Here is a 19,271-nt window from a genome sequence, read left to right as displayed (position 1 = left end):
TCAGCACGTTGGCGGCTGATCGTCCTAGGCGGCTCCCCGTGGTGCCGGACCGTTTAAGTTTTGAGGCGTGAGCGCCAATCAAGGAGTGTTGGATGAGCAATGCCATGGCACCAGCACGTTGTCGGCGGATAGTCCGAGGCGGCTCCCCGTGGTGCCGGACAGTTTAAGTTTTGAGGCGCGAGCGCCAATCAAGGAGTGTGGGATGAGCAATATCGTGTGGCACAAGCATGCCGTCGACAAACAGAGCCGGGCCGAGCTTAAAGGGCAAAAACCGCTGGTGATCTGGTTTACCGGGCTGTCGGGGGCGGGCAAATCGACCCTGGCGGGGGCGCTGGAGCAGGCGCTGGCGGCACAAGGCAAGCACACCTATCTGCTGGATGGGGACAATGTGCGCCACGGCCTCTGCGGCGATCTCGGTTTCGATGATGCCGCGCGGCAGGAGAATATCCGCCGGGTCGGCGAAGTGGCGAAACTGATGGTGGATGCGGGCCTGATCGTGCTCACCGCCTTTATCTCGCCGTTTCGTGCCGAGCGGGCGCTGGTGCGCAGCCTCTTGGGTGAAGGGGAGTTTGTCGAAGTCTTTGTCGATGCGCCGCTCGCCGTCTGTGAAGAGCGCGACCCCAAGGGGCTCTATAAAAAAGCGCGGGCAGGGGAAATTCGCAACTTTACCGGTATCGACTCCGCCTACGAGGCACCGGAGCAGCCGGAAATCCATCTGCTCAACGCCGGCAAGCCGGTCGCTGCGCTGGTGGATGAGCTGCTGACAGCCCTGCGGCAGGGGAACTGCCTGTAGCTGGATCGGAAGAACCTATAACAAGCGCCCGGCGGCCGGTCAGTTGGCCACCACAGGCGCTGATGGGCTGGCAGCAGCCACTATAAGCAAAAGTTGGGTCATTATCGGAAAACCCATAAATCCAGCTTATAGTGGCACCGACGAGCCTTGAGCCACTCCAAGGCAGCCGATAGCAACCCCGCAAAAAGATCTTCCGATCCTTGCTTATATCGCGGCGGGGTTATTCGCGATTGTCAGAATATACTGCGCAACTTTAGCCAACGGGCTATTGAATAGTTGGTATTTTAATAACTTTAGTGGAAATTTCTGATTGAAGCATCTTTGGTGACTTACCACGTTGCTTAATTGATGTTTGTATCAACGTAACATTGTTTGTATCACTTAAGTTTTCAGAAAAGTTTAGAAAGGTCTCATTCATATTACAAGGACCCATTTCATATTCTATTCCGCAAGCACCGATATTGCTTTCGTCATCTACTTTATAATGCTCAATCACTTGAAAGTCTCTAATGGATATCACACTCTGGCTGGTTGAAAAATAACCCTGACCAGTACCAGCTGAGCCAATTATAATGATTGATGGTGTAGAGTCTCTCGGGTCTCCGAATACCGTTATATTATTGTATTGCCCACCATACCCATCTAGTTTTTGAGATATTTTTAAACTCGGCCTAGCCAAAATATACCCTCTCCAAAAGTTATTACCTTGTTTTGGATATTCAGCGGAAGCAAGAAATGCAAGCTCTCCATTTTCTAGTCTAATCGGTTCAGCATTAACTATGTTAGTTTCTGTAGACTTATCAGTTAACCATGTAAGTATATCTTTTTCTGCAATGTCCGCAGATAGACAAGATGCAGGTAATATAAATGATAATGTAATGGCTATGAGTTTGAACATGTTGATTCTCTATTTATAGTGGGCGTTCTACATTTCAGTGTTGTTTGGGTAGCGGCGTTAGCATGTGGTTGTATGCGTATAACGATTTTCTATTAGCTGAAATGGGTAACTTGCTTTGTTTATTCTGGGGTTCTAAATTCTATTTTAATTACATAAAATTTCTGATGTCTTGAATGAAAGCCAGATCTTCTTTCCCCCTCAAGTGCTGCGGATAAATCACTTTTAAGTGCCACAGCAAGTTCTGAGCCTGATATTAAAGATTTTTCTTCACGCATCTCTATTGTTGCTTCAATACATCCACCGAAAGTTCTTGTGTAAACTAGGGATTGCCATTGGGGTTCAAAGTCAAACCAGTTGAATGTACTTTTGTTGAACTCCCACCCTGACACCCATTTTTTCCCAAGCAGTTTAAAACTTTTTGTTACGTGAGTGCTGACATTGTAATTGCTATCATTTTTCTTGGACGCATCTAACTCCAAATGATGTACATTAGTGGAAACTGACGCATTTAAATTGACGTCGTTATCATTTTTGTAAGATTCCAATATCTCAATTTTTGTTGCTCCAAGTTCAGTCAATAACCTGATTAACTCAGATTGTCGCTCCTCAGTTAAAATTGATTCATATTGCTGTTCTGGTATGTAACATCGTTGCTTAGTAGACACGAAGTTAGCTAGTGGATGTCTTTGATAAAGGATGCCGGACTTAGGGTGCCCAGGAGGAAAGCTATAATTAAGCTCTCTAGCTTTGTTACTTGTTATTTTTAAATTGTTGATTTCTAATTCCAGCATCTTAGTTTCAGAAGGGGAAAGCTCCTTGCCTTTAGACTTATAAATAGTATATATCAACGGTCCCGATGTAACCGCTAATGCTAAAACTAATGAAATAGGATTTGCACCCAACGTTGCCAGCCCTATACTTCTTGCTGCCGTAGAAGTGGCTAATGGTGTTAGAAAACTAGATGCTGCACCAAATAAACCACTAACAATCGCCTTGTTAGAGCCAGACAACTGAATGTTTTGCTCTAATGTAGAATTATCCAGCTCTATTGGATCATCGTAGATAAAAATGAGTTCTTTCAATTAATATATCTCTTCTAGTGTGTAGATTGGGTCATCTCGTATGTTGGGTTAAAAATCGTAGGTTGGTGCTGAACGAAGTGAAGCCCAACGTTTACCGCGAAACGTATCAGCACATTTGTTATATCGATCCAACCCGTGTTTATTCCGCTCTGGTTGAGGTGAACATGCTCGCTTGTTGGGCTTCGCTACGCTCAGCGCCAACCTACAAAAACGAGGCTACCGAGTACAAATATCGGAACGCTCATTTATTTTACCTAGACGAACTAACCTGGAGGAAATGGAACCTTTTGTTCTTTTATGGATTCTTGATAATTCATCAACACCTAAGCCTGAATCAAAGCTATTTGCCAATAGCTCATCTTCGTCTGGCTTCCACGGCTTCCCAGCATTTTCTGGTAAATCAGATTTACGCTTTTCAGAAATGATTGATGCTTCGAGGCTCTGTTTTGCGATAAATAAAGCTCGAATGACTTTCGGCTGATTGAAGCAGCTTTCTTCAGATAACTCTTCACCGGTTTCAGGATTAACACCTTCTGACAATGCTGAGATGATTTCTAAAGCCTTAATGACATCCATATTTTTCCCTTTAACGCTGAAGAACTTGTCTGTTGGTCTTCGCTACGCGCTGTGCCAACTTACAAAAACCACGCTACCGCCCCTGAATTCCAGCCTCCAGTCTGCTGCTTGTTACCTGCGTTTTGGCAATGGCTTGGCTCATGGCTGACTCCTGCGAGAGGTTGCCAAGCGGCTATGTTACCGAATGGGGCTGCGGAAGAAAGTAGATGTGGAAAATTTCCTGAGCAAGATCAACAAACTACTCAGTTACGGGGGCGATATGAATTTTCAACAGATGCGTCCATCAGAGCTGGGGAAAATCGGACGGTGAAAGCGGGAGTATCGTCCTCTTGTTGGTGGACACTAAAAAACCCTATGGGCCCTTGGGCCCATAGGGTTTGTCTGAGGTGATGGTTTGGGTAGTTGTTATCTGGCTTGGCGAACCGGCACGGCGCGGGTGGCGGCCACTTCGTAGCGGCTTTGGGTTGCCGGAGCGCCCTTCTGGAACTGGCGTACCAGCCGGTCGAGATCGCTTAACTGGTTGACCAGCTGGGTGATGCCGTGCACGGCGTGCTGGCTGCCCACGCTGGAGTCATCGGCCAGGGTCTTGATGCTGAGCACGTTGCGGTTGATCTCGGCGGTAACGTGGGACTGCTCCTGCACCGCCTGGGCAATCTGGCTACTGCCGGAGGCGACCTGCTGCAACATGTTGTTGATCTGCTGGAGTATGGTGCCGGTCGCGGTGGCCTTCTGCTGGCAACTGTCGGCAAGTTGGCAGCCCTTCTCCATCGCCTGCTCTGCATCCCCGGCGCTGGTTTGCAGCTCGGTGATCATCTTCTGGATCTCGCTGGTCGAGGATTGGGTCTTGATGGCGAGGGTGCGGATCTCGTCGGCCACTACCGAGAAGCCGCGACCCGCTTCGCCAGCCCGGGCCGCTTCGATGGCGGCATTGAGGGCCAGCAGGTTGGTCTGGTTGGCGATGTTGTTGATCACATCGAGGATGCCGTCGATATCGCGGCAGTGGCCGACCAGCGCACTGATCACGCTCTTGGAGGTGATAAGTTCGCTGTTCATACCCGCCACGGCAGCCACGGTTTCGGCCACGCTACTGTTGCCGCTCTTGAACAGCACGGCTGTTTCATCCAGCAGGCTGGAGGAGTCAGTCGAGCTTTGTGACACCTCGCGAATGGATTCCGACATCTCGGTCACGGCGGTCGCTACCTGATTGGTTTCGGCCTGCTGCTGTTGCAGGTTGTCGGTGATGGACTCGGCGTTGCGCAGATCCCCCTCGGCGGCTTGCAGGATCTTGCTGCAGGTCTGTTGGGTGCGGGCCAGCACGGCGTTGAACTCTGCCTGATTCATAACCATCGAGAGTTCGATGGCGGCGATATTGTCCACCTTGTTGGTGTAGAGCAGCTGCATCAGCGGGTTGTCAAAGCGGCTGCGGGCCATCTTGTTGAGCTTGCCGAGGCGACGGGAGAGGGCATTCAGGGTGATGGCCGCTATCGCCAGCGGCAGGGCGGCCAGCGCCAGTTGCCAGTTCATATCGTGGCTGTAGCCCAGGGCAAACATGGCGAGCAGGCTCAGCAGCAGACAGAGGTTGATGGCCAGGGTATGGGAGAAGGTGGGCAACTTGAGCGCCAGCGGCAGCTTGTTGTTGCGAAGGTCGGCATAGACCTTCTCGGCCCGCTGTTTGATCTCCTCGCTCGGGGCGGTGCGCACCGACTGATACTCCACCACCCGGCCGCTGGCATCCTTGATGGGGGTGACAAAGGCGCTGACCCAGTAGTGATCGCCACTCTTGCAGCGATTTTTCACCGGCCCCATCCAGCTCTTGCCATCCCTGATGTGACCCCACAGGTCGGCAAAGGCCTGTTTCGGCATGTCAGGATGGCGCACCAGATTGTGGTGTTCCCCCTTCAGCTCGTCGAGCGAGAAGCCTGCAATATCGCAGAACTCATCGTTGGCGTAGGTGATGCGGCTCTCCAGATCCGTGGTGGAGATGAGGCTCTGGTGGTCTGGATAGAGACGTTCTCTTTGGGTAACCGGTTGATTGATTCTCATGGCCTTGCTCCCGAGCTGTGGTGGTTGAATTTTGATCTGCATCAAGACATGTGCAAGGGGCGGGCCAGCTGGCAAAAACTAATGATTGATGTGTTATTAGCGAGGTTTGGAGAGGAAAAACGCGTGGTTGTTTGCAATATGCAACGGAGCAGACGGGGTGTGCCTCTGCGGCATCTGCAATTTGCAACCTATTCTGGACAAGCCCATGAGCTTGGAGCCAGCAGCTTGATGCGAAGGATCCATGAATCGACGGGGCATCAGCTGCCCCGCCAGAGATCAGGGGAGAGGGTCGGGAGCGGGTGAGGAGGGGGCGCTGACGAGCTGCATCACTTCAATCTGGATACCCTGCACCAGCACGGTTTTCAGATCCTGCAGGTACTCCTCCAGCGGCGACTCTTGCAGCAGCTGGGCAAGCTCGTTGCCCACCGGGGTGAGGCGGTAGTAGAGCAGGGTGATGTTGTTCTGCTTGCATTGCAGCCGCCAGCGCTGGTTGCCGAACTCCAGCTCGACTCCATCGGCGGGCAGCGGGCCAGACTCCAGCTCCGCGCGATGCAGCAGCCCGAGCTCAAACAGTTGCAGCAGGGCGTTGTAGGGCAGTCGGTATTTGCCAAGGCCAAGGCGCGTTGCCTTGGCACGACTCAGCAGGGTTGCTCCCTTGTGCAGCCCCAGCAGCAGTCGCTGCTCGTCGCTGCCGGTGTAGTGGCAGGTCAGTGAACAGATGCGCTGGAACAGCTGGGCCTCGCGCTGGGTCATCTCTTTGAGGGTGGCGAGCGCCCGGATGGAGAAGCGGCCCGGCGTGGCGACTTCCAGCGCGAAGATCCGCCCCCATAGCTGCTGCATCGGCACCATGCTGATATCTTCCGCCAGTTGCAGGAAGCGGGTCAGCCAGTCGCTGTCCATCTCGCCGCCAGCCGCGGTCTCTTCGCAGTGGCGGGAGGCCATCACCATGATGGCTTCCAGATTGCGCTGGCGAGCGGCCTGATCCGCCAGATGGCGAAAGGTGGCGCGCTGTTCGAAGGTGCTGTCGGTGTTGCGGGTGAGCATGCCGTCGATGCCGCGACTGCGGGCCAGACGCAGGGTTTGCTCCTGGCTGCTCAGGATCGAACTCTCTTTTTTCGGGGGGGGGAGGTCTGCCATGCTGACTCCATTCGCACAGGTTCTGGAGCTGAATGTTACTCCAACCGGGATGCCAAGATAACAAAGCGGCCTCCGTGGAGGCCGCTTTTTTTGCAACGGGAGGATTACTCCTCGTAGACGCTCACCTCGACCGCTTCCATCGAATAGGAGGCGGTGGCCATCTCGTGACTGGAGCTGACCGTGCGCATCTTGCCCTTCACCCAGATGGCATCCCACAGGTCATCCACCGGTGCACCCTTGGGGTAGCTCACATAGATCACCTGATTGGTGGGGGGCGGCGGCACATGGATGCAGGCGCCGAAGTAGGGCACCAGCAGGAAGGCGGTGATCTTCTTGGCATCCCCTTCCAGCGGCACCACGAAGCCCGGAATGCGCACATCCTGGTTGTCCAGCTTCTTGTTTACCCCGCCCACCGGTTGCGGCACCGACATGGGATCTTCGTGATTGACCTGGGGCGGTGGCAGCAGTTTTTCCCCTTCCGGGATCAGTACATCCCAGTCGATGGTTTTGTAATCGGCGGCCAGGGCGGGCAGCACCAGCAGGCTGGCGAGCAGCGCCACAATTTTCCACTTCATCATCTGTCCTTCTGTTTCGATTTTTGGGCGTCTCGCTAGACGCGAATGCTCATACCATCGCTCAGGCTGTAGCGGTAAGCGCGGGCGGCAGGGAGCAGGCCGATCACCATGCCTGCCAGCCACACTACCCCCAGCAACTGCCACTCGTAGGTGCTCGGCAGCCCCAGACTCAGTTGCAGGCCATAGTGGCTGAGCAGCCAGGGCGAGGCAAGCCCCTGTCCCAGATAGAGCACGGCGACGCCGAGAGCGATGCCGACCGTGGTCAGCGCCATCGCCTCCAGCGCCAGCAGCAGGAACAGGTGGGCAGGGCCCGCGCCGAGGGATCGCAAGATGGCGAGCTCCCGGCGTCGTTCGTTAAGCCCTGCCAGCAGGGTAGTCAGCATGCCGATCAGGCCCGCCACCACCACGAAACCGGCGATGACCGAGAGGGCGGTTTCCGCCACGCTCATCAGGCTCCACAGCTCCTGCAGGGCGGCCCCCGGCAGGATCGCCATCAGCGGCTCTTTGGGATAGGTGTTGACGCTGCGCTGCAGCTGGAACGCCAGAATGCGGTTGCTCAGCCCCACCATAAAGGCGGTGATGGTTTTCGGGGTGAGATCCTGCGCCAGCGCCTGCTCCGGTGTCACGTTCTTGCTGTGGCGGCCGGTGTCCCAACCGAGATGGATCGCCTCGATCCCCGCCAGCGGCACATGGATGGTGCGATCTATGGGCGTACCGGTCGGCGCCAGAATACCCACCACCTTGAACGGCAGATTGTCGTGCTGGCTGAAGGAGGTGTTGCCAGCGCCGTGGGCGATGACGATGGATTGGTCGAGGTGATAGCCGAGCTTCTCGGCCACCTGAGCGCCCAGCACAGCTTCAAACGGCGTCTCGAAAGGCCGCCCTTCCCGCAGTTGCAGCGACTGCTGCTGACCGTACTTCAGGTGGGTGAAGTAGTCGCCATTGGTGCCGAGCACCCGAAATCCCTTGTGGGAGTCGCCAAGGGAGAGCGGGATGGTCCAGGCTACGCCCGGTTTCTGCTTGATGGCCTGATAGGAGTCCCACCCCACGTTGTTGGTGGGGTTGCCGATGCGAAACACCGAGTAGAGCAGAAGGTTCACCTGACCGGAGCGGGCGCCGACGATGAGATCGGTTCCCGAGACGGTGTTGGAGAAGCTTTCGCGGGCCTGGGTGCGCACCCGCTCCACCCCAAGCAGCAGGGTGACGCTGATGGCGACGGCCAGCAGGGTGAGCCCGGCGGTAAGGCGGCGGGCCCAGAGACTTTGCAGGGCGAGCTTTAGCATGATGCCCTCCGGTTGAGCTGTTGCAGGTTTTCGACCCGCGGGAACAGGGGTTCGAGATAAGGGTCGTGGCTGACGAAGATCAGGGTCGAGCCCTGCTTGTCGCACTCCTCGAACAACAGCTTGATAAAGGCCGCCCGGTTGTCGGTGTCGAGTGCCGAGGTGGGCTCGTCGGCGATCACCAGTGGCGGCGAGCCGATCAGCGCCCGTGCGGCAGCAACCCGCTGCTGCTGGCCAATGCTGAGGGCATGGACGGGTCTGTGCAGCGCGTCGTCCGGCAGTTGCAGCTCCGCCAGCAGACGGCGCGCCTCCTGCTCCGGACTCCCTTGCAGACGGGCCCGTTTGGCGGGCGAGAAGGTGAGGGCCGCGGTCACGTTGTCCTGCACCGAGAGAAAGGGCAGCAGATTGAACTGCTGGAAGATATAACCCAGATTGGCCGCCCGGAAGTGGTCACGGGCACGGCCAGAGAGCCGGGCCAATGGTTGGCCCAGCACCTCCAGGGTGCCGTGGTTGGCGGTCTGGATCCCGGCCAGCAACCCGAGCAGGGTCGACTTGCCAGAGCCCGACGGGCCCTTGATAAAGACCCGCTCACCCTCGCGGATGGTGAGGGCGGGCAGATCGAGTACAGCGTCGCCACCTGGCCAAGCAAAGGCCAGATCGCGGATCTCAACCACGGCTTTTTTCATGGCGTTACCAGCTCAGCTTGTTGGCGGACGGGGTCAGCTCGCCAGCGGTCTGGCCGGTGGGCAAGATCCCCTGCACGCTCAGCTTCTCAAGGCTCGGATAGACGCTGAACAGGGTTGCCTCGAGGCCGGTCAGTTTGGCTGGTGTAGCGCAGGTGTAGGTGTACATGGCGCCCATATCGGCGTGGCCCGCTTCGTCATGATCATGGTGGTCTTCATGTTTGTCGCTGGCAGCCTTGTCATGGTCATGGTCATGGTCATGGTCATGGTCATGGTCATGATCATGATCTTCTTTGGCGGCTTGCAGCTCCTGCTGGGTCAGTTTGCAGCCCGCCGCCGGGTCGAAGCGGAACAGGGCGTCAGGCTGCTGGAGGCGGGCGACCGCCTTGGCATACTGCGCCTTCTCTTCATCGCTCTTGGCGGCGTGCTCGAAGCCCACCAGATCGGCTGCGGGTGCCTGCAGCTCGATCATCAATTGGTCGCCATCGACCACCAGATTGAGGTGGCCGTGGCCATGCTCGTGGGCGCCGTGGCTGTGGCTCTCGTGTTCGTCGTGATTTGCGTGTGCGCCAAAGGCCGCTGCGGCCAGCAACAGAGTAACTGCTTTCATCTTTAATCCTTTTTCAAAACAAATAGCGAAATTAAACAAAGGGATAGAGAAAAGTAGAGGCGGGCGGCGCACGGATGGCATAGCTGTGAAACGTGGCGGTATCCGCCGAGCGTTGCATGGTTGCAACGACGGGCAGAACAGAGCTTGAACCGGGGAAACAATAGGGGGTAGCCGTGATGACCTGCTTGCCATCCAGATGGAGGGCGCAAACCAGACAGTGATGGTCGTCGTGGCCGGGCAGGGCGGATTCAAACTGGTGCCGGGCAAGGGCAGGCTGCAGCCATAACCAGCCCAGCAGCAAGATCCAGATTTTCAGCTTGATACGACCCATAGACCCTTATGGAAAGGGCGCCATCAGCGCCCTTTCTCTCTGACTTAGAGATGGGACTTGATGAGCCCCATCACGGTAGCAATGTTGTTGGCATCGAGCTGGCCATCTTTGGCAAACAGCACCTTGCCCTCTTTATCCAGCAGGATGATCGCCGAGCTTTCCGGCGTCAGATCCCAGGCGTTGCGCGCCATGCCCTTGGCATCCAGCACCATGGCGGACCATGGGAACTCTTTCTTGCTGTCCTCGGCACTGCTCTTCACGAAGCCGGAGGTGCCCCAGATGGCGTCATTGCTGTTGATGACGGTAACGGTCTGGTACTTGTCTTGCGGCAACTTGGCGGCCTTGATCGCCTCGATCATCGGGGCGTTCAGCTCCTTGGCACTGGAGCGACCGGCAATATGCTGGATCAGGAATACCTTGCCGGTGAGCGAGGTGCTCTGCCACGGCTGGTAACCGATATCCTTGCCGTTCAGTACCAGCTCACCCTTGTCGCTGACATTGACCAGCGGCACCGGGTTGCCATCCTTGAAGTTGTGAGCAAAGACCAGAGATGGCAGCAGCGCCAAAGTAAGTACGAGATGTTTCATCCTGATGACACTCCATTTGTTATGTTATAACGAGTTTCGGATTGAGGGAATGGGCGAGCTTCATCCTAAACCGATCGGATCTGTTTAAAAAGTGTTAAATAAGATCGCAATTCAGAAGCGTCGGCGCCCCGCCAGTCAGGTGGTTGGCTGGCAAGGGCGGCTAGGATGGCATGACATCGATAAAAATCAATGAATTGGCTGCTGGTCTGAGCTGTCTGCGTCAGTAGAGCGACTCGCTGATGAGGGGGATCTTGGCCATAGTCATCTGCTGGGCCAGCAGGGACGAGCCGGTCAGCAGCACATGACGCTGATTGTTGATCACCACCACATCACCGGGTACGCCACTGTCTGCCGTAATGGCCAGCCAGGCAGGGGAGACGCTGCCGATGCTAATATCCGGATAGATGATGCTGAGCACATATTGCGGCGCCAGCTCCGCAAGCAGACTGGCCATCAGCAGCGCCTTCTCGTCGCTGTCGGCCTTGTTATCCTGCAACGCCTGCAGCGGCGGCGCGAAGTGATCCAGCTGCTCCGGCTGGGTGGGGATGGCGTTCAGCCACTCCTGCAGCAGGCTGACGCTGGTGGCGAGATCCTTGGCCGCAAATTGCTGCGCCAGTGGCTTGAGGTGCCCTTTGAAGTGGTAGAAGAGCTGGGAGTAATCGGGTCGCACGCAAGGCAGTTTGCGATTGGCAGGATGGACGCAGGGGATCACCCTCATCTGGTAGAAGGCATCCTCCTGATACTGCTGGTAGGCTTGCCAAAACAGCATCGACTCCATGCTGTCGTCCCGTAGGGTGAAGGCCTGCTCCAGATTGCGAAATTTGGTCGCGGTCTCGGGGCTGCTCTGGTTGATCAGGTTGATGCTGTTGTAGAGCCGCGGGCTGATGTAGGCGTAAAGGGTCTCCAGCGGATTGGTGAGGGAAGCCTTCAGCAGGCTCATCTCGTGGCGACTGGCGGCCATCACCTGATCGTCGGTGGTCAGCTGGAAGTGCTTTCGCTGGCCATCGGTGGATTGCCACTGCCAGCTCATGTTGATCTCGCTGGCGTTGCTTGTAGCACCAAGAGTGGTGCAGAGAGTGAGGCTGAGCAACAGCGCGGGGGTCAGCTTCATGGTGGTGCTTCCTGCCGTGGACGATAATTAACAACTAGGTGAGCCGGCACCACTTTGGTGATGTTTCGTTTTGTGATCTGGATAACAGATTGATGTGACTTTTAATTTAATTGTGAAATTAAGTCACTCTGGAGGGGTTATGAAGCCTTGGATCATAGTGCTGTTTGGGCTGCTCAGCCTGCCAGCCATGGCGGGTCAAGTGATCGTCAACAAGGGGATGTCCATTGCGGATACCTTTGCCCTGCGTGATCAGCTGGCACGCGAGCACGAATGGCAGGAGTGGTTGCGCTATCAGCAGGCCATCAAGTGGCTGGAGGTGTTGCCAGTCAACTGCGAGCTGATGAGCCAGCCTGGCGGCGGCTATCGCTGTGGCGGTGATTACTATCGTCCCTACCAGAAAGATGGCCGTGAAATATACATTCAGGGCAATCCTGCCGGAGATGCAGCCGGTCAGCTGCCGCAAACACCGACAAAAAAGGCGCCATAAGGCGCCTTTTTTACAAGCCGAGTGATGCTTACTTGGCAGCGTAACGCTCGGCAGAGGTTTTGATCTCGGCTTCGGCAGCGGCCTTGTCGCCCCAACCTTCCACCTTGACCCATTTGCCCGCTTCCAGCTCTTTGTAGCGCTCGAAGAAGTGCTGGATCTGGGCTTTCAGCAGTTCCGGCAGATCGTTCACATCCTGGATGTGGTCGTACTGCTTGGTCAGCTTGGAGTGTGGTACTGCAACGATCTTGGCATCTTCGCCAGATTCGTCGGTCATCTTCAGCACGCCAACCGGGCGGCAGCGAATGACGGAACCGGCCAGCAGCGGGTAGGGGGTCGGAACCAGTACGTCGACGGGGTCACCATCCAGAGAGAGAGTCGCGTTCACGTAGCCGTAGTTGCACGGATAGAACATCGGGGTAGACATGAAGCGATCGACGAAAATAGCACCGCTGTCCTTGTCGACTTCGTATTTGATCGGGTCGGCATTCTGCGGGATTTCGATGATGACATAGATATCGTCGGGCAGGCTCTTGCCAGCCGGTACCAGGTTCAGGCTCATGATAATTCCTTCGTTGTTAGTATCAGGTTTGCAGGCCGATATTATAGCGATGTGATGTTAAATGACCATATTTCAGCGGATATCGCTAACAAAGAAGGGGGATGTTTCCGCTTTGCGGCACTTTGATGTGTGCGGGATGCAACAAAACGGCTGTTTTGATGCCCTGCCGCTGACCTTGGTCACCGGCAGGGCATGTGGAGTTGCGAGTAAAGGGGGTCAGAGCGAGTAGGGGAGTCTCGATTCGTTGACCAGTCGCGACAGGGCTGTCACTACATGAGGGTCAAACTGGGTGCCGGAGCGGGACTGGATATACTCCATGGTCTGCGCCAGCGTCCAGGGCTCCTTGTAGGGGCGCTTGCTGAGTAGGGCATCGAATACATCGACTACCGCCACAATCCGCGCCGACAGCGGGATCTGCTGACCAGCCAGCTGCTGCGGGTAGCCCTTGCCATCGAAGTGTTCATGGTGGCCCCGAGCGATTTCGGCGCCGAGAGAGAGGTAGCTGGTTCCCTCCACCATTTCACCCGCCTTGTGCAGGATATTGGCGCCGATACCGGCGTGCTGCTCCATGATGGCCCGCTCTTCCGGGTCGAAACGCCCCGGCTTGTGCAGGATATGGTCCGGGGTGCCCACCTTGCCCACATCGTGCAGGATGGAGGCCATGCCGATCATCTCGACAAACTCCGGGGTCAGCTGCTCAGGATAGGCCGCCATCTTCTTCAATTCGGCCACGATGGCATCCGAGAGCTTCTGTACCCGCAAGACATGCTCGCCGGTATCGGAGTCGCGGAACTCCGCCAGCGCCGCCAGCGCCACCACGGTGGCCTCCTGGGCGCGCAGCAATTGGTTGTAGAGATAGAGGTTGTCGTAGGCCGCCGAGATGCGCTGGCAGAAGACATCCAGCAGATCGCACTCGAGGGGATCGAGAGGCTGGGTCGGGGTAAAACTCAGCACGAACTCGCGACCATTCTGGGCGGCGATATAGAGGGAGTCCTGCGGGTGTTCAAAGCGGTTGCAGCGCGCCGCCAGTGCCTTCATGACCGAGTCATTGAGGGTGGGGAAGTCGGTGATCTTGCCATCATCCAGCAGAGTCTCGTAGTCGCCGGTGGCGGCGAGGATCTCCAGCCCCTGTTCGCCGGGACGGCGCTCGGCGCAGATAGCCCCTTCGGTGCCCACATCGAGAATGGCGCTGATCTGTTTCAGCACGCCGGAGGCAAACTCCTTGAGTGAATGAAGATGGTAGAGATCGCCCGCTCCTTCCAGAATTTTGCCGAGCCCCTGACGGCTCTTGTCGATGGCACTGAGGGTTTCGTATGAACGCAGGGATGCGATGACGGTGGTGTACAGCTTTTGTACCGTCAGCTCGGTCTTGGTCTTGTAGTCATTGATGTCGTAATCGAGGATCACCCGCTGCTCGGGGGCTTGGCCGGGTTGGCCGGTACGCAGCACGATCCGCACCAGCGAGTTGTGCATTTCGTTGCGGATCCGGTGCACCAGCCGCAGACCTGCGTCTTCGGTCTCCATCACCACATCGAGCAGGATCAGCGCAATCCTGGGATTGGCCTCCAGCATGCGGCCAGCTTCGGCGCCGCTGTAGGCATTGAGCAGCTCCAGCGGACGGGATTTGTAATGAATGTTGGAGAGGGCCAGGCGGGTGGCATGATGGATATCCGGCTCATCATCCACGATCAGCACTTGCCATGGGTTGAGTGCCTTGGGGACCACGACCTCCTCATCATCGAGTTCGATGATGTCGTCGTCCAGCAAGATATCGTCCTTGTCTTGGGCACTGCTCATATCGGTTACGCCTCCGGCGCTCAATGAGTATGTGAACAGTATGCACGATCACATCCTCTCGGATCATCAGGATAAGTAGATATCGTGAGCTGGCTCCGCCTCTTTATCGCTACTCGAAAGGCTCCAGATACCCCTGGATCGACTTCTTCAACCAGGCCAACACCTTGCCGTGATAGGCGTTTTCCGCCAGATAGACCCCGTAATCCCGCCACTGCAGGCTGAACTTGTGTTTCAGAGTCAGCAGGGAGCCTTGTCGCAGCTGACTCTGGATCAGCGGCGAGGGGAGCACTGCCCAGCCCAGCCCGTCCAGTACCGCATTGCGCATCAACTCGAAGCTGGAGAGACCGATATGCTGGCCTCCCACAGGTAGCAGGCTTTTTACAGAAAATTCATCTACATACGAGAGGGTGACCTGGGTGTGATCGGTCAGGTCCTGCTGTTTGACCCGCTTCAGTCCGGCCAGCGGATGGCTGGGGGCCACCACCATCAGGGTGCGGATCGGGTTGAGCACGTCGATATTGAGGCCGCTGCGCTCCTGATCCTCGGTGATAAGGCCAAAGGCGGCATCGACGAACCCCTCTTCCACCAGCGCCGGTAGTTCGGGTGGGGAGGCGAGCACCAGCGAGATACTGGTGCCGGGAAACTGATTGTGCAGGCTGGCCAGCATCTCGCGCCATACCGGCTCGGGAATCGCGTCATCGCGGGCGACCCGCAGCGCCACTTCGGCCCCCGAGGCGTAATGTTTGCACTTCTGCTGCAGGCTGTTGGCTGCCTGCAGCAGGCGGGTGCAATCATCCAGCACCAGCTCGCCGATCTCGGTCAGGCGACTCTGATTGGCACCTCGTTCAAAAAGTTCGACGCCAAGCTCAACTTCCAGCGCCGCGATGGAGGTGCTGACGGCGCTGCGGCTTTTGCCGAGGCGACGGGCGGTGTTGGCAATAGAGCCGCTATTGGCGGACTCTACAAAGAGTTCTATTTGATATAGCTTCATCTTTTACAGGCTGTGGCGGAGTTTTTCACCATCACCTTAGCGTGCCGAACCAAGGCAAGGCAAACCTGTGGCGTCGGAATAATCGACGCTGAGCGATTGTCGCGAGTTGCTTCTCCCCGTTTACCATCTCTCCCGTCGAAGCAACAAAGGCATCTTATATGTTATTAAGTCGTATGTTTCTGGCCCGGCTGTTTTTGACCGGCGCCATCGTGACCGAGGTCGCCGGTACCTCCAGCATGGCCATGATCCCCGAGCAGGGAGCTGGCTGGATGAATTACATCCCGATGTGGCTGTTGATCGGCTTCTCGTACTGGTTGCTGGCGAAAGCCGCCAAAACAATCTCCATTGGTATTGCGTTTGCGCTTTGGGAGGGGCTCGGGATCTCCTTGATCACCATAGTGTCGGTCATGTTCCTTGGTTACGATGTGACCGTTCAGGAGCTGATTGGCCTGGCTCTCGCGATAGTGGGGATTGTTATGGTGACCATGGGGGAGACCCATGATGAGCCCGCAGACAAGTCAGTAGAAGCGGAGGCCACAGCATGAGTCCGTTTGTGATTGTACTGGGTGCCGCACTGATCGATATTGGCGCCAACATGGCTATCAACCGCTCCAAAGGCTTTCGTTACAAGGGGTGGGGCTTCCTGGGGATCATGCTGGTACTCGGCGCCTTTACCCTGCTCTCGGAAGCGGTAAGTGGCGGCCAGATTGACCTGGCTGTTGCCTACGCCACCTGGGGGGCTATCGGCATCGTCGGTACGGCGCTGGGCGGTTTGCTCTTCTTCGGTGAGCGGCTCAAGCCCATCGGTTGGGCTGGCATGATGGTGATGGCGCTGGCTGTCGTTATGCTGACTACCGCTTGATGACCTGAAGCAATAAGAAAAGCCGCCCGGTAGCAACCGGGCGGCTGTTGTTTGGCTGATTGCTTGGTCGATGCAGGCTCAGCGCGGCGCTTCGTAGAGCTCCAGCGGCAGGCCGTCTGGGTCGGCGAAGAAGGTAAAGCGCTTGCCGGTCAGCTCGTCCACCCGTACCGGCTCTACCTCGACCCGATGGGCTCGCAGGTGGGCGATGACCCGGTCAAGGTCGCTGACCCGAAAGGCGAGATGGCGCAGGCCGCACGCCTCGGGGCGGGAGGGGCGCTCGGGAGGCGAGGGGAAGCTGAACAGCTCCAGCTGGCTGCCGTCCGGCAGGGCCAGATCCAGTTTCCACGACTGGCGTGCTTCGCGCAGGGTCTCGGCGATGATGGGCAGCCCCAGCACCTCGTGGTAGAAGTGGCGCGAGCGTGGGTAATCGCTAGCGATGATGGCCACATGGTGGATGGCGTCAAACAGCGGAAAGGTCATGGTGTTTCCTTGTCAGCAGCATAGTGAACGGGCAGCCTGCGCTGCCCGTGTCGTTGATCTAGTTGAAGAAACCGCCGAACCAGTCATCCAGCGCGCTGCGCGGCGTCGCGCTGCTGGCGCAGCCGGCCGGGGAGCCCATGGTGGATGCCTTGGCCGGCACCTGCAGGCTGCCCGGGCAGTCGCTGGTGACGCGGGTGCCGCTGGCGCGGGAGAAGTTGGCCCAGGTGACCCCTTCCGGCATCTTCAATCCCAGACTGTTGACGCCGCGCTGGCTCATGTAGCCGCTAAAGAGCTGCAGGGCACCGCTGGCACCGGTCAAGCCCGCCGGGGTGTTGTCGTCGCGACCGACCCAGATACTGACCAGCTCGTTGTTGTCCATCCCGGCAAACCAGGAGTCGCGCAGCTCGTTGGTGGTACCTGTCTTGGCCGCCATGGTGGCGCCGGGGAACTTGGCACTGAGCGCGCGGGCCGTGCCCTGACTCACCGTCTTGGTCATGGCGAACAGGGTCAGCCAGCTTGCTTGCTGGTCGGTGACCCGCTTGGCGGTCTGATCATGCTGATAGAGCAGGCTGCCATCCCCGTTCACCACGGCGCGAATGGCCGACAACGGCTGGGTGAGCCCCTGATTGGCAATGGGCAGATACATCTGGTTCACCTCCAGCGGGGAGAGGGCCACCGCCCCCAGCACCAGCGACGGGTAGGGCTGGATCTCCTGCTGGACTCCTAGCTTGTGCAGGGTATCGACAACCTTCTCCAGCCCCACCTGCAGACCCAGATTGACGGTCGGCACGTTGAGGGAGCTGGCCAGCGCATCCATCAGCGGCACGCTCTGGCGGAACTTGCGATCGTAGTTTTGCGGCGTCCAGACCTGACCATCCTGACCGCGAATACGGATCGGCTGATCTTTGAGTGGGGTTGCCAGGGTCAGGCCGTTGGAGAGACCGGTCAGGTAGACCGCCGGTTTCACCAGCGAGCCGATCTGGCGGCGGGCATCCAGCGCCCGGTTGAACCCGGCGTAGCGGGGATCGCGGCCCCCCACCAGCGCGACCACTTCGCCCTTGTGCCAGTCGGAGACCACCATGGCCGCCTCCAGCTTCTTTTTGCCGCGCAGTTTCTCGATATCGGCGAGGCCCGATTCGACCGCGCGCTCGGCCGCATGCTGGGCGATAGGGTCGAGGCTGGTGAAGATCTTGAGGCCAGACTGCTTGAGCAGATCGGCGCCGAAGCGGCTCTGGATCTCTCGCTTGAGCAGTCCCATAAAGGCCGGGGTGCGGCCATAGCTCATCTGGCCGCGGGCGATGATGCCGAGGGGCTGGCGGCTGGCCAGTTCATACTCGGCCTGGGTCAGGCTGCCGTGATCCATCAGCAGCTTCAGCACCAGATCACGGCGGGTCTTGGCCCGCTCCGGGAAGCGCCATGGGTCGTAATAGGAGGGGCCTTTCACCAGACCGACCAGCAGGGCCACCTGATCGATATCCAGCTCGTTGACCGGAATGCCGAAGTAGAAGTAGGAGGCAAGCCCGAAGCCGTAGACCCCTTGCGAGAAGTTCTGCCCCAGATAGACCTCGTTGAGGTAGGATTCTAGGATCTCGTCCTTGCTGTAGCGATAGTCGATCAGCACCGCCATATAGGCTTCCTGCAGTTTTCGCCACAGGCTGCGCTCACGGGTCAGGAAGAAGTTTTTGGCCAGCTGCTGGGTCAGGGTACTGCCCCCCTGCACGGTGCGACCCGCGATCAGGTTGGCGAACATGGCGCGCATGATGGCCACTGGCGAGACGCCGCCATGCTGGTAGAAGTCGCGATCCTCGGTGGTGAGCAGGGTCACCAGTAGGCTGTCGGGCACTTCGGCGATACGCACCAGCAGGCGATCTTCCCGATCTTCGGTATTGAGGCGATCGAGCAGCACCGGGTCCATCTGGGCGTAACCGAGCTGGCGCTGGTTCTCCAGCGACTGGATCCCCTCAAGGCGCGGGCCGTTGAAGGTGAGGCGCAGGCCGCGGGCTCCATCGGCGCCATCATAGAATTCGAACGGACGGCGAATCAGCTCGATGCGGTTGCCGTTGATGGTGTATTCACCCGGCGTGTGAGGCTGGCGCACCTGCTTGTAGCTCAGCATGTTGAGCTCGCGCAGCATCTGGTCCCGCGACAGGCGCTGGCTGGGATAGAGCTCCAGCGGGCGGCTGTAGACCATCACCGGCAGCTGCCACTTCTCGCCATCGAAGCGCTCGCGCACCTTGGTATCGAGGTAGATGCCAAACACCACCATAAAGGCCGCCACCACCAGAGAGAGCTTGAAGCCAAGCCAGAACAGCTTGCGCCAGATGGTGCGTTTGGGCGCTGCCTTCTTGGGGGCACGCTTGCGTCGTTGGGTTGCCATAAATCCTCTTTG

At 57.6% G+C, this 19,271-nt stretch carries 21 protein-coding genes; 4 read left to right on the top strand and 17 right to left on the bottom strand.

Annotated features, from left to right (window positions below; translation table 11 throughout):
• Positions 1–202: 202 nt before the first annotated feature.
• Entirely contained in the window at positions 203–793 is a 591-nt protein-coding gene (gene cysC, locus ACTG2S_RS18650) for an adenylyl-sulfate kinase (RefSeq protein ID WP_439983094.1), read from the top strand.
• A gap of 265 nt (positions 794–1,058) precedes the next feature.
• Here cysC and ACTG2S_RS18645 read toward each other — a convergent pair whose 3' ends face one another.
• From ACTG2S_RS18645 to ACTG2S_RS18590, 12 genes are all read right to left on the bottom strand, one after another.
• Positions 1,059–1,691 carry a hypothetical protein gene (locus tag ACTG2S_RS18645; protein ID WP_139739799.1) on the bottom strand — a complete coding sequence of 211 codons (633 nt, stop codon included), beginning with the start codon at positions 1,689–1,691 and terminating at the stop codon, positions 1,059–1,061.
• Positions 1,692–1,810: 119 nt separating this feature from the next.
• Complete coding sequence (locus ACTG2S_RS18640) at positions 1,811–2,773, bottom strand: hypothetical protein (protein WP_274160846.1); 963 nt, start codon at positions 2,771–2,773, stop codon at positions 1,811–1,813.
• A gap of 216 nt (positions 2,774–2,989) precedes the next feature.
• A complete protein-coding gene (locus tag ACTG2S_RS18635) occupies positions 2,990–3,349 on the bottom strand; it encodes a hypothetical protein (RefSeq protein ID WP_139739801.1) in 360 nt (119 codons plus the stop codon).
• A 405-nt stretch (positions 3,350–3,754) separates the two neighbouring features.
• Entirely contained in the window at positions 3,755–5,392 is a 1,638-nt protein-coding gene (locus ACTG2S_RS18630) for a methyl-accepting chemotaxis protein (RefSeq protein ID WP_439983092.1), read from the bottom strand.
• A 276-nt stretch (positions 5,393–5,668) separates the two neighbouring features.
• Positions 5,669–6,529 carry a TIGR03899 family protein gene (locus ACTG2S_RS18625; protein ID WP_047439578.1) on the bottom strand — a complete coding sequence of 287 codons (861 nt, stop codon included), beginning with the start codon at positions 6,527–6,529 and terminating at the stop codon, positions 5,669–5,671.
• Positions 6,530–6,633: 104 nt separating this feature from the next.
• Entirely contained in the window at positions 6,634–7,107 is a 474-nt protein-coding gene (locus ACTG2S_RS18620) for a DUF3299 domain-containing protein (RefSeq protein WP_026034852.1), read from the bottom strand.
• A gap of 32 nt (positions 7,108–7,139) precedes the next feature.
• Positions 7,140–8,387 (bottom strand): ABC transporter permease, encoded by a 1,248-nt coding sequence (locus tag ACTG2S_RS18615; RefSeq protein ID WP_005354695.1) that lies wholly within the window; start codon positions 8,385–8,387, stop codon positions 7,140–7,142.
• Positions 8,381–9,070, bottom strand: a complete 690-nt coding sequence (locus tag ACTG2S_RS18610) for an ABC transporter ATP-binding protein (protein ID WP_005335686.1) — start codon at positions 9,068–9,070, stop codon at positions 8,381–8,383. Before ACTG2S_RS18610 ends, ACTG2S_RS18615 begins: the two co-directional genes overlap by 7 nt.
• Before the next feature lie 4 nt (positions 9,071–9,074).
• Entirely contained in the window at positions 9,075–9,677 is a 603-nt protein-coding gene (locus ACTG2S_RS18605) for a DUF2796 domain-containing protein (RefSeq protein WP_407970039.1), read from the bottom strand.
• Positions 9,678–9,708: 31 nt separating this feature from the next.
• Positions 9,709–10,008 (bottom strand): DUF2607 family protein, encoded by a 300-nt coding sequence (locus tag ACTG2S_RS18600; RefSeq protein ID WP_042063149.1) that lies wholly within the window; start codon positions 10,006–10,008, stop codon positions 9,709–9,711.
• 44 nt (positions 10,009–10,052) lie between these two features.
• Positions 10,053–10,595, bottom strand: a complete 543-nt coding sequence (locus tag ACTG2S_RS18595; RefSeq protein ID WP_005343253.1) for a YtfJ family protein — start codon at positions 10,593–10,595, stop codon at positions 10,053–10,055.
• A gap of 220 nt (positions 10,596–10,815) precedes the next feature.
• Complete coding sequence (locus tag ACTG2S_RS18590) at positions 10,816–11,706, bottom strand: hypothetical protein (protein WP_043821720.1); 891 nt, start codon at positions 11,704–11,706, stop codon at positions 10,816–10,818.
• A 139-nt stretch (positions 11,707–11,845) separates the two neighbouring features.
• Here ACTG2S_RS18590 and ACTG2S_RS18585 point away from each other — a divergent pair, with 139 nt between their 5' ends.
• On the top strand, positions 11,846–12,193 hold the full coding sequence (locus tag ACTG2S_RS18585; protein WP_076492509.1) for a hypothetical protein: 348 nt from the start codon (positions 11,846–11,848) through the stop codon (positions 12,191–12,193).
• Positions 12,194–12,221: 28 nt separating this feature from the next.
• Here ACTG2S_RS18585 and ppa read toward each other — a convergent pair whose 3' ends face one another.
• From ppa to ACTG2S_RS18570, 3 genes are all read right to left on the bottom strand, one after another.
• A complete protein-coding gene (ppa, locus tag ACTG2S_RS18580; protein WP_005335667.1) occupies positions 12,222–12,752 on the bottom strand; it encodes an inorganic diphosphatase in 531 nt (176 codons plus the stop codon).
• A gap of 216 nt (positions 12,753–12,968) precedes the next feature.
• Positions 12,969–14,549 (bottom strand): DUF3369 domain-containing protein, encoded by a 1,581-nt coding sequence (locus ACTG2S_RS18575; protein WP_236356782.1) that lies wholly within the window; start codon positions 14,547–14,549, stop codon positions 12,969–12,971.
• Between the two features lie 109 nt (positions 14,550–14,658).
• Positions 14,659–15,540 (bottom strand): LysR family transcriptional regulator, encoded by an 882-nt coding sequence (locus ACTG2S_RS18570; RefSeq protein WP_021229560.1) that lies wholly within the window; start codon positions 15,538–15,540, stop codon positions 14,659–14,661.
• A 158-nt stretch (positions 15,541–15,698) separates the two neighbouring features.
• Here ACTG2S_RS18570 and ACTG2S_RS18565 point away from each other — a divergent pair, with 158 nt between their 5' ends.
• Complete coding sequence (locus ACTG2S_RS18565) at positions 15,699–16,085, top strand: DMT family transporter (RefSeq protein WP_139739808.1); 387 nt, start codon at positions 15,699–15,701, stop codon at positions 16,083–16,085.
• On the top strand, positions 16,082–16,402 hold the full coding sequence (locus tag ACTG2S_RS18560; protein WP_005335659.1) for an SMR family transporter: 321 nt from the start codon (positions 16,082–16,084) through the stop codon (positions 16,400–16,402). Before ACTG2S_RS18565 ends, ACTG2S_RS18560 begins: the two co-directional genes overlap by 4 nt.
• Positions 16,403–16,480: 78 nt before the next feature.
• Here ACTG2S_RS18560 and gloA2 read toward each other — a convergent pair whose 3' ends face one another.
• Both gloA2 and mrcB read right to left on the bottom strand, forming a co-directional pair.
• Positions 16,481–16,882 carry an SMU1112c/YaeR family gloxylase I-like metalloprotein gene (gloA2, locus tag ACTG2S_RS18555; protein WP_115544320.1) on the bottom strand — a complete coding sequence of 134 codons (402 nt, stop codon included), beginning with the start codon at positions 16,880–16,882 and terminating at the stop codon, positions 16,481–16,483.
• Positions 16,883–16,940: 58 nt separating this feature from the next.
• Positions 16,941–19,259 (bottom strand): penicillin-binding protein 1B, encoded by a 2,319-nt coding sequence (gene mrcB / locus ACTG2S_RS18550; RefSeq protein ID WP_042052390.1) that lies wholly within the window; start codon positions 19,257–19,259, stop codon positions 16,941–16,943.
• Between the last annotated feature and the right edge of the window lie 12 nt (positions 19,260–19,271).

The sequence above is a fragment of the Aeromonas sp. 82P genome (genome assembly GCF_051919365.1).
GTDB lineage: Bacteria > Pseudomonadota > Gammaproteobacteria > Enterobacterales > Aeromonadaceae > Aeromonas > Aeromonas veronii.
Note: the sequence above shows the minus strand (reverse complement) of the source record. Positions and strands in the feature narration are given on the sequence as shown.